This is a genomic window from Halanaerobium sp. MA284_MarDTE_T2 (assembly GCF_003337245.1).
Classification (GTDB): Bacteria; Bacillota; Halanaerobiia; order Halanaerobiales; family Halanaerobiaceae; genus QPJE01.
Genome location: NZ_QPJE01000057.1, coordinates 1 through 1,884, shown reverse-complemented (window position 1 = coordinate 1,884; position 1,884 = coordinate 1). Strand labels below are relative to the sequence as shown.

General features: G+C 31.4%; 1 protein-coding gene. It reads right to left on the bottom strand.

Annotated features, from left to right (window positions below; genetic code table 11):
• Positions 1 to 104 precede the first annotated feature (104 nt).
• Positions 105 to 1,715 carry a transposase gene (locus tag DFR78_RS11785; protein ID WP_114459019.1) on the bottom strand — a complete coding sequence of 537 codons (1,611 nt, stop codon included), beginning with the start codon at positions 1,713 to 1,715 and terminating at the stop codon, positions 105 to 107.
• Positions 1,716 to 1,884: the final 169 nt, after the last annotated feature.

Genomic DNA, 1,884 nt, shown 5'->3' with positions numbered 1-1,884 from the left:
TGATTGTAACACAAAAACATTAAGCATATTCAATCTAAACTAAGCTTTTAAATCTAAAAATTAGTTCTCAACAACAAAAAAATTGAATATCACAGAGATAGTCCTTATCCAGTGACTATTCCTGGGCTTTTGAATAACTTTTTAACATTACTGGCCAGAACTTTAAAGCCAAAGTATAATTTTGAACGCAGTTTACCCCTTACAGGCATTGAGTCGACATTGTAGAACCTTCTAAAGACAGAAGGTAATCCTTCAACTCCAGCCCGTTGGTTTGTGAGTTCAATAAATTCATCAGTCTTCATCCTGTTTCGGTAAATATCTCGCAAGTATCTGTCTTTTTCAAATCTGGCTGTATTAGCTTTTTTCTGAAATTGAATTCTGCATTCTTTTTTAAGACTGCAGGCTGCACAGACTTTTTTAGAAAACTTGGCAGTACAGACATCTTTTTCAGAGTCATAGTTACTGTAGAATGGTTCTTCACCATTAATACAGGATGTAACAAGATTATCTTCATTTAAGTTGAAAGTTGTTCCATAACTCATTTTAGATTTAGACTGTTTTCTACCAGTTAACTGTCCAGGTATTAATTCAATACCTTTAGCAACAGCTTTTTTGGCAAGATCTATGGTGAAATATGCTCCATCAACTATCATTTTTAGTGGATTATCTAAGCTAGTTTCTTTAGCTAAATTATTTATTGTATCAGCACTGAATTTTTGGTCGCTGTATATGTTTTCTTTAAAATCATAATTTTTAATGATACTGTTATCACCATCAAAGACCTCAACTACATTGGCAGTATAGCCAATATTAGCACTATACTTGAAACGATAAGTTGCATCAGGATCACTGGGGTTTTGAAGAATATCTGAATCCAATTTTTTTGCATCTTTGGCTTCAATATCATCTGGATCAAGGTCATCAAAATCATCATGATCAGTTTGTTCACCAAGCATTCTTTTTAGGAGTTCAAATTCTTCTGTTTTTGATATTTTAGATTTACTCTCTAAAGCTGCTCTGTAGAGTATCTGTGATTGTTTTAAGAGAAAATCAAGCTTTGATTCACTTTCTTTATCTCTGGTTTTGTAGATAGTCTCATTTTTATGACCTTTATCTAAATAGCTGAGACAGCTTTCAGGTATTGCAGCGTTATCTAATTGATTGAGCTTTTTGATTAAATTAGCGTTAACAGTATATACAAGTTCTATTCTTGATAGGTTTTTGCAGGAAGAAGCAACCATAAAAGAATCAACTCTAACTTTTTCGTTATCAATCTCTAAAGTTTGAGCAATAAGTTCAGAAAGAGATTCTACTTCTTCTTTAATTAAGTCACGACCAGTTTCTTTTTCATAAGCATAGACTCTTTTTCTGAAATTAGAAAAAGTATTAATTGAAACTGGAGGTTTTTCTTCACTGGTCAGACAAAGAGCATACTGAAATCTATCATCAAAGTAGATAGAGGCTAAAAGTTCTGCATCAGAAAGACCAAATATTTCTTTTAGAATTAAAGCTCCAATGATCACATTAACTGGAGAATTAGGTCTGGATGGTTTATCAGAATACAGTACTTCAAATCTATCTTCATCAATTGCAGGAAATATTACCTGCTGAAAAGGATAAGCCCAGCTATCTTCAAGTATTTTCTTAAGATATTCGGGCATATTTAAGACAAAATCATTAAAAGACAGTTGTTGAAATTCATTTTTAGAAAACATAAAAGCACCCCAATTAGTATTATTTGTTATACTGATTATATCATATAATCACTGTTATATCAACGATTATAGAGGTTTTAAATGCTTTTATTGTTGTGTTTAGAAGACTTATTTTAGTATTTGAAACATGTAAATTGGAAAATATTATATGCTTTTTGTGTTACAATCA